At 31.2% G+C, this 2,821-nt stretch carries 3 protein-coding genes; all 3 read right to left on the bottom strand.

Annotated features, from left to right (window positions below):
- Positions 1-648: ABC transporter transmembrane domain-containing protein (locus VK998_RS11595; protein WP_325228493.1), on the bottom strand; the 648-nt coding region annotated here is incomplete at its 3' end.
- A complete protein-coding gene (locus VK998_RS11590) occupies positions 638-2,380 on the bottom strand; it encodes an ABC transporter ATP-binding protein (protein WP_325228491.1) in 1,743 nt (580 codons plus the stop codon). The genes VK998_RS11595 and VK998_RS11590, both read right to left, overlap by 11 nt.
- A gap of 131 nt (positions 2,381-2,511) precedes the next feature.
- Complete coding sequence (locus tag VK998_RS11585) at positions 2,512-2,739, bottom strand: MoaD/ThiS family protein (protein WP_325228488.1); 228 nt, start codon at positions 2,737-2,739, stop codon at positions 2,512-2,514.
- Positions 2,740-2,821: the final 82 nt, after the last annotated feature.

The following is a 2,821-nucleotide window of genomic DNA, read 5'->3' as shown; positions in this document are numbered from 1 at the left end:
AAATAGAACTTTTGTTCTTCGAGCTATAATCTTAGTTAATAAAAATACCATTGGTACAGTTATTAGGCTGGCTAAAGTCATTAGTCTACTCAAATATATCATCATGGCTAGGGAACCTAGTATATTAACTACTGAAGTCATAAGCTGTACAGTAGATTGGGATATGGTAATACTTATATTATCAACATCGTTAGATAATCTACTCATTATTTCTCCGTGGGTATTGGCATCAAAAAATATAATTGGCAGAGATTGAAGTTTCTCATATAATCCTTCTCTTATCTTGTGGACTATTCTTTGGGAAATTCCAGAAACCATATATTCCTGCAAAAATACAAGTCCATTACTAAATATATATACAAATAATAAGATTAAAGCATAGAATTTTAAATCTTTAAATTCTACAAGATATGGGCCAGGAGCTATTGTGTCTACAGCCTTACCTATTAAAAAAGGGGTCAATAAAGTTAATCCTACAGATGTTAGAATTAATAAAAATATTATTATTAACTCTTTTTTCTCCTCCTGAAAAAACTTCCAAAGTCTTTTTAAAGTATCTTTCATATCTTTTGGTTTTTCAGTAGGCATAATGACATGCCTGCCACCAGCAATACCTGATAATCCCCTTCTTCTACGTCTAGGGTCCAATGTCAGCAGCCCCCTTCCCAATCTGTGAATGACAAATATCCTTATATACTTGACAACTACCTATAAGTTCTACATGGGTTCCTAGTCCTACTATTCTACCATTATCCATAACAATTATTTTATCTGCATCCATTACTGATGTTATTCTTTGAGCAATTAATATAGTTGTAGTATTTCTTAAATTTTCATTTAATCCTTGTCTAATCTTCTTTTCTGTTATCATATCTACTGCTGAGGTACTATCATCTAAAATTAATATGGAAGGATTTCTTATTAGAGCCCGAGCTATTGATATCCTCTGTTTTTGACCACCTGATAAATTTACTCCTCCTTGACCTAGATATGTATTATATCCTTCATTAAAAGAGATTATAAAATCGTGAGCCTTTGAAATCTTAGAAACCCTTACCACATCCTCATAAGTGGCTTCTTCACATCCCCATTTTATATTATCCATTATACTACCAGTAAATAATAAGGGTTTTTGAGTTACCATGCCAATATTTTCTCTCAATTTGCTAATATCAACTTTTTTTACATCTATGCCATCAACCTTTACTTTTCCTCTATCTACATCGTAAAATCGAGGTATTAAATTAACTAAGGAGGTCTTTCCAGAACCAGTGGAGCCAATTATAGCTAATGTTTCCCCGGGATTAATGGAAAAGTTTATATCTTCCAATACATATTTACTGTTTGAATAATATTTAAAGTAAACATGTTCAAATTCAATCTGTCCCTTAGCTTTATTTATAGAAATAGGCTTTCTTCTTTCCAATATAGTATTCTCTTCTATAAATACCTCTCCTACCCTTTCTGCTGATGCTTTAGCCCTTATAAACATATTTAACACTCTTGTCATCATTCTAAGTGAAAAGTGTACCAATAACATATAATTGATAAAAGCCATAACCTTTCCAACTTCTAGATTACCATTGTTTACTCTAATTCCTCCAACCCATAAGATAATCACAATACCTATATCTACTATTAACCCAACTAAAGGATTAAAAACTGCTACTGTTCTCATACCTTTAAGGGTCCTTTCCTTTAAATTATCATTTACATCTTTAAAACGACGTCTTTCATAATTAAATCTATTAAATGCCTTTACCACTCTAATACCTGCTAGATACTCCCTCATAACTCCATTAACCTTGTCTAAGGCAATTTGCATTTTCTTAAATATGGGGTAGGATATTTTAAGATTTAAAAATATAATTAGTCCAGCTACTGGAATGGTGCCAATTAATATAAGGCCCATATTGAAATCCAATAAAAACGCCATTATTATAGCCCCAATTAGACGAACAGGAGATTTGACAAAGATCCTCATCATGCCATGAGAAAAATTTTGTATCTGATTTACATCATTGGTAAGCCTAGTAATCAAAGAGGCATCTTGAAATTTATCTATATTATCAAAGGAAAAACCCTGTACCTTTGTATATAAATCTTCCCGTAAATCAGCACCAAAACTCTGAGATACTTTAGACGAAACTATATTCCTAATGATTGCAAATATAGCCCCTATAAAGGTAATGGCAATCATTAATCCTCCTAATTTCAAGATATAATCCATGTCTTTATTTTTTACCCCTTTATCAATTATCATTGACATAATGGTAGGATTAACTACATCTACTATAGTTTCAAGGACTATAAACGCAACGGCTATAAAATATTCTCTTTTATACCTATTAATATATTTTTTTAGATAGTTAAGATTCATTGGCTTCTCCTCAATAACTATTTATTATACTTTATTATATCATATTGTTTAGACCCTCGAAGTATAATTAGATCAATTATATTTTATATAAAAAAAGATTGCCTAAGCAATCTTTGATAAATATGAATATTTTATCCTCCTCCTACTGGTGGAAATAGTGATACAACATCCCCATCTTTAAGTTGACGACTAGCAGGACCATCTATTCCATTTAGGAGAAGCATACTCACTTCTTCTTCCTTTATACCTAAACAATTTATTATATCAGAAAGGGTAGTTCCTTCTTTAAACTCAATTACTTTTTTCTTCCATCTACCTTCTCTAAAATAAGCAAATAATCTAACTTCAACCTTAATCATAATAACACCCCCTCTATTAAATTATATTATATAATCCTAAACCATAAAAGCCCCTTTCGGGGCTTTTCGCTTATTCAGTTAC

Source organism: Schnuerera sp. (assembly GCF_035459645.1).
Lineage (GTDB): Bacteria > Bacillota > Clostridia > Tissierellales > Tepidimicrobiaceae > Schnuerera.
This window is presented reverse-complemented; position numbering and strand designations above follow the sequence as displayed.